The 5400-nt window shown below is 64.5% G+C and carries 3 protein-coding genes; 2 read left to right on the top strand and 1 reads right to left on the bottom strand.

Features of this window, described 5'->3' with window-relative positions:
• Window positions 1–875: 875 nt before the first annotated feature.
• Window positions 876–3188, bottom strand: a complete 2313-nt coding sequence (pbpC, locus tag QZ292_RS09375) for a penicillin-binding protein 1C (protein ID WP_294600902.1) — start codon at window positions 3186–3188, stop codon at window positions 876–878.
• 140 nt (window positions 3189–3328) lie between these two features.
• Between pbpC and QZ292_RS09380 the strand changes: the two genes are divergently transcribed.
• Both QZ292_RS09380 and QZ292_RS09385 read left to right on the top strand, forming a co-directional pair.
• The gene (locus QZ292_RS09380) at window positions 3329–4954 is read left to right on the top strand and encodes a mucoidy inhibitor MuiA family protein (protein ID WP_294600905.1); all 1626 of its coding nucleotides are present in this window, start codon (window positions 3329–3331) and stop codon (window positions 4952–4954) included.
• Window positions 4948–5343: a hypothetical protein gene (locus QZ292_RS09385; RefSeq protein WP_294600908.1), complete on the top strand. Its 396-nt coding sequence runs from the start codon at window positions 4948–4950 to the stop codon at window positions 5341–5343. The genes QZ292_RS09380 and QZ292_RS09385 overlap by 7 nt, the downstream gene beginning before the upstream one ends.
• Window positions 5344–5400: the final 57 nt, after the last annotated feature.

A 5400-nucleotide genomic window follows, 5' to 3' on the forward strand; every position in this document is an offset into this window, starting at 1 on the left:
CTCCGAGGCCGGCGATTCTGCGAATCGCGCTATTCGCTCTCGCCCCGATTCACCGCCCAAAGTCCGCTCCTTTCGGCCTGTCGCCCATTTCCCCGAAGCCGCTACGCGGCTTGGGCGGCAGGGCCGGCGGTTCTCCGAACCGCAAGAGCACAGCCCATTCACTGCTCCATTCTCGAAAATCCGTCCTCGGTGCGCAAGCCCAGCAATTCCTATGGAATCGCGCTACTCGTTCTCAAAATACATTTTAACGCCCGTAGCAATCCAGAGCCAACGGAGGGCGCAACGAGCTCCGTCGAGTTGCAGTCCTCCGCCTGCCGGGGCGGCGGACTGCGCGACCCAAAGGGTCGCAAAAGCTAAGAACAAAATACGGCCGACAGTTCGGCCCGTTTCTCCGCCCCCTGCTCGGCCCAGCGCAGCGCGAAAGCCGCAAGTGGTTTTCGCGCCCGGAGAACAGTTGTAGCCCCAAACACTGCCCCGTGTCCGCCCATTGCGGCTCCGCTGTCTGCCGTCGCCCGCTGGGATTTCATCTCGTTTTGCTCACCGCAAAACGAGCGAAATCCCTCCTTTAGGCGGGCGGGCGACGGTATCAAGTTCAGTCCGCGCGCCTTGGGGCAATCTTGTCAAAACGCACAAGTGCATTTTGACGCTTTCCCTCCTAAGGCGTCGGCGCGCGGTCGAGCTTCGACTGGCCTCGGGCCGGCCGGGCCCCACGTCCCGTGGACGGGAAATGCTTCGCATTTCTGCGGCCGTGTCAGCCCCATTCTTTATCCGCGCGCCTCACACTCCGCAAGACTCAGATATCGACCGCGCTGCGCTGCGGCAGCCTCGGCCCAACCCCTCGCACCGTTCTCCGTTCGCGCGCCAAGCTCCCCTGCTCACTCCCGCCGCAGCACCGTGAAACGAACGGTTTGCGTGTATCCCGCCTCGTCCACCACCGTCAGCCGATGCTCCCCCGCCGACGGAGAGACCGCAAACGTATGCCCCGCCGCCGAAGAGGCCCGCGTCGTCCCCAGGTAAAGCTGATCCAGATGCCAGTGTACCGACATACTGTCCGACCGATGCGCCGCCCGGAAAACAAATTTCTCGAACCCCTCCGCCCCGCCCCCTCCTTTGGGCAGATAAAGCATCGCACCCGGCTGCGGATAAATCACCTCCAGCGGCCGCATGTCCGCCGCCACAGGAGGCGGCACATAGTCCGTCGCCCGCTGCCGATAGTAATACTCCGCCGCCGGAGGCAGGACGAACCATCCCCTCGTCTCACCACCCGCCGTCACCGGACGATGATAGGGACAGACCCTCGAGACGACTCCCCGCAGCGGGATCCGCACCGTATCCACCGCATCTCCCGACGACACGCACCACTCCGACACCCGATGCCCGCTCCTCCGGCATACCGCCGCCTCCGTCATATCTCCGAGCGGCTCCGGAAACCATTCGCCCCCGTCCGGCAACAACGAAAAGAGATCGAACAGAATCGGAGCCGCATACCCCACCCCCGTCATCCCCGCCCGGCCCTCGCCGTCGGCATTCCCCACCCATACCCCCACCGCATACCGCGGCGTCACCCCGATCGCCCACGCATCACGATTGCCGTAACTCGTCCCCGTCTTCCACGCCACCCGCTTCATCGAGCTGAACTCCTGCCACGCAGCCTCCTCCTCGGGACGATTCACCCCGCTCATCGCCTCGAACATAAACCACAACGCCGACGGAGAGAGCGGACACCCCCCCTCCGCCTTCCGTATCGTCGCCGACGAATCGACCCTCAGCCCCCGCATATCCTCCGCCTCGTACCGCCCCGTCCGGCCGTATCGCAGCAACGACCTCGCCAGCGCCGCATAAAGTCCCGTCATCTCGCCCAGCGTCCCCTCCGCCCCGCCCAGGATCAGCGTCGAACCGTAATCGTCCGCACTCCGGTCGAACGTCGTCAGCCCCATCGAACGCAGCAGTCCCAAGAAACGGTTATGATTGTACTCGGTCAGCATCCGCACGACCGGCACGTTGAGCGACCGTTCGACCGCCCGCCGCGCCGAGACCACCCCGCCGAACGTCTTGTCGTAATTGGACGGCACGAATCCCGCGACATTCAGCGGTGTATCGAATACCAGCGTATTCGGCAATATCTGCCCCTCGGTCAGCATCGCCCCGTAGAGGATCGGTTTCAGCAGGCTGCCCGTACTCCGCCGGGCCGACACGACATCCACCGACCGACCGTCCCGCGCCTCCGCCGCCCGTTCGCCCGGCGAGAGGTTCCCCACATAGACCAGCACCTCGCCCGACTCCACATCCGCCACCACCGCCGCCGCATTCCGGATCCGGTTGGCCGCCAGCAGCCGTTCACCGTATCCGTCCAGAATCTGCTGCGCCCGCACCTGAAGCGTATAATCCACCGTCGTGCGCCACGCCCTGCCCGCAGCCAGCCGATCCGCCAGCTGAGGCGCATGCCGCGGCAACGGCTCCGGCGCATCGGGCAGCGGTTCGGCCAGCGCCGCCTCGTACTCCAGCGTGTCCAGCACCCGCCCGGCCAGCAGCCGGCCGAGCAGCCGATTCCGTTTCGCCAACAGCTCCCCGCGCCCCCGTCCCGGATGGATCAGAGCCGGCGAATTGGGCAGCACCGCGAGCACAGCCGCCTCGGCCCACGACAACTGATCCGGCGCATGTCCGAAATAACGCCACGCCGCCGCCTCGACCCCCACCACATTTCCGCCGAACGGCGCATGAGCCGCATAGAGCGCCAGAATCTCCTCCTTCGAATAGCTCCACTCGATGCGCGTGGCGAGCACCGCCTCGCGGATCTTCTCGCCCACCGTCCGGGGCGGATTCCCCCGGCTCAGCCTCACCAGCTGCATCGTGAGCGTCGACCCGCCGCTGACCACCTCACCTGCCCTCCGGTTCTGCTCCGCCGCCCGCACCAGCGCCGGCAGCGAGACCCCCGGATGGCGATAGAAGCGCCGGTCTTCATACTCGACCACCGCCCGCAGATACTTGTCCGACAAAGCCGTCCCGGGCGGAAAGCGCCACTGCCCGTCCTCCGCTACCCGCGCGCCGAGCAGCTCGCCGCCGCGGGCATACCACACCGTCGAATACGGCGCATCGAACAACGGCGAAGGCAGCATCCGCACATATCCCGCCACCACCCCTGCCGCCAGGAGAGCCAGCAACCCGTTTCGTATGCGCCGTCGTTCCATAGTCTTCCAAAAGTAGCTATTTTCACAGAGAATCGGCCTCCGAAACGATATAACCGGCCCCTATTTCCATTATACCCCTATTTCCACTATATTTGTAGGTAGCTTTGCATAGTTCAAACCGATACAAACCCCGATTCAAGATGAAACACATCGGTCTCCTTTTAGCCGCCGTGCTCTTCGGAGGACAGGCCGTCCCGTCGGCCGCGGCCGCCCCTCTGCAGGGAGAGGTCAAGAGCGTCAAGATCTACCCCCGCGGCGTTTACGTCACGATGTCGATTCCGGCGCCCCTGCAGGCCGGCGAGACGGAGATCGTCTTTCCCGACCTGTGGTACGCCGATCCGACGACCGTAGAGCTACGTCTGCTGCCGGGCACGACCGACGCCACCTATGTGATGGAATCGCAACAGGCCGTGCGCGGGAGCGACGTAGAGCAACAGCAGCGCCACCTGCTTCTGCGCGACACGCTGTCAGCCCGGCGGGCCCGGCTCGAAGCCGACAGCATGGTGCTGGTGCGCGAGATCGAGTTCCTGCAGGCGAATGCCAAACAGACGACCGCCTCGGTCAGCCAGCTGGCAGCGGCCGACACCTGGATGCAGACGAAATACGCCGCCGTCTACGAAGCCCAACGCCAGAACCGCGAAGCCCGGGCGGCACTGGATCGGGCCTGGGCAGAGAACGAACGCACCATCCGGCGGATAGACAGCCAGGCCTCTCAGGTGACGCTGGTTCGGGCGCGGGTGAACAGCCTCCGGGCCCAAAAGGCGACGTTCGAACTCGCCTACTTCACCCGGGCGGCCCAGTGGGAACCGGTCTACTTTTTCCGTTTCGAACCCGCCCGGGCGATGGCCGAACTGGACTATCAGGGAACGGTGTGGCAGTGGACGCATTTCGACTGGAACCGGGTGGCCGCCACGCTGAGCTACGGCACCCCGAACCGTTCGCTGAACCGCCCTCAGCTCACGCCCCGAACCATGTCGTACACCCCGGCAGTCAAATATCGGGTAAACACCCTGAATTTGAACACCACCCAGGATATGGCGGTGGATGTCACGAAATTCGGAGGCACTTATAACGGAGAGACGGTGCGTCCGCAGCTCATGGCCGCCGCACCGGTCGCTCCGATGGCACAGCCGGCCCGCATGGAGGTGTCGGAAAACAGCATCAGCTACCTGCTGGCCTCTCCGCTGACGCTGGTCTCGTCGTCCGACAACGGCGAACTCCGGCAGACGGTACAGGTTCGGCGCGACACGGTTCCCGTGCTGTACGAGTACGAAGTCACGCCGAAGATCAGCCCGGACGTCCTGCTGCTGGCCCGCGTGCCCGACTGGCAGCAGCTGCACCTGACGAACGGCCGGGTAAATGTCTTCTGCGACGGCCGGATGCTGGGGCAGTCGAACCTCTCGGTTCGGAACACGGCCGATACGCTGGTGCTGCCGCTGACCATCGAATCGCAGGTGGTGGTGGATCGCAAAGAGACGGGGAACTACAAGGAGCGGGCTTCGGGTTCGAAGATGGAGCAGATGCGGTCGTACGAGATCCGGATCAAGAACAACAAATCGTTCCCGGTGAATCTGACCGTGAAAGACCAGTATCCGCTGTCGACCACGTCGGAAGTGGAGGTCACCCTGACGAACGATTCGGGAGCCGAGGCGGATCCGCAGACGGGTATGCTGACCTGGCATCTCGCCCTCTCTCCGGGCGAGGAACGCGTCGTGACCTTCGGCTACACCGTCCGCTATCCTCGCGGCGGCCGGTTGCTTTGGTAGTTCGGGGGTACCTGAATTGGAGGCTTTGGTCTGACTTTACGCGTACGGATGATGTTGAACAGCCGTTTCTGGGTACTTTCCCCTATTACTCGGACGGGAAAGCGGGGGAAAAGTATGGCAATGGAGATTACAAGGCGACCAACGGTCGGTTGTACAAGGTAAGCACCTCGGGTGAGGGAACCCCGCTAGCCTGGTACCCCGCCCCGGGCTGCCGCGACCGCGGCTACGGCGCGGGCGCGCTGTACGGCGTCGGCCACAGCGGGCACAGCTGGTCTTCCGCTACAAGCGACATCAACGGTTTGTACTTGGGTTTCCTCGTGACGAGCCTCGGTCCTAGTGACGCGAACAGTCGCGCCCACGGTCTTCAGTTGCGTTGCCTCTCGGAATAAACGGGGCGGACACGGCCATTTGCCCACCGCGGGCACGCGGGGCCTGCCCGGCCCGAG

The organism is uncultured Rikenella sp. (assembly GCF_910577125.1).
In the GTDB taxonomy this organism is placed as follows: Bacteria; Bacteroidota; Bacteroidia; order Bacteroidales; family Rikenellaceae; genus Rikenella.

Coding starts and splice junctions, on each gene's coding strand:
- pbpC (WP_294600902.1), bottom strand. CDS start 3,188: ATGGAACGACGGCGCATACGAAACGGGTTGCTGGCTCTCCTGGCGGCA.
- QZ292_RS09380 (WP_294600905.1), top strand. CDS start 3,329: ATGAAACACATCGGTCTCCTTTTAGCCGCCGTGCTCTTCGGAGGACAG.